A 436-nucleotide genomic window follows, 5' to 3' on the forward strand; every position below is an offset into this window, starting at 1 on the left:
GAAGGCCTCGGCCTGGTGCGCGACGGCGTCGTGGCATGCCGCGACGGCCTCATCGTGCATGCCGGCCCCGCGGCCGACGCACCCGCCTTCGAGGCCGCCGAGCGCATCGACTGTGGCGGACGCTGGATTACCCCCGGCCTGATCGACTGCCATACCCATCTCGTCTACGCCGGCAACCGCGCCAACGAATTCGAACAGCGACTGCGTGGCGCCACCTATGCGGAAATCGCGCAGGCCGGCGGCGGCATCGTCTCCACCGTGCGCGCCACCCGCGCGGCGGATGAGGACGCGCTCATCGCGGCCTCGCTGCCCCGCCTGGACGCGATGCTGGCCGAAGGCGTGACCACGATCGAGATCAAATCCGGCTACGGCCTCACCCTGGAAGACGAAAGCCGCCAGCTGCGCGTGGCCCGCCGCCTGGGTGAACTGCGTCCGG

General features: G+C 71.1%; 1 pseudogene. It reads left to right on the top strand.

Features of this window, described 5'->3' with window-relative positions:
• A pseudogene (locus CWM66_RS28605) lies at window positions 1-436 on the top strand (imidazolonepropionase); the annotation flags it as partial.

The organism is Kosakonia sp. H7A, from assembly GCF_003028445.1.
Classification (GTDB): Bacteria; Pseudomonadota; Gammaproteobacteria; order Enterobacterales; family Enterobacteriaceae; genus Kosakonia; species Kosakonia radicincitans.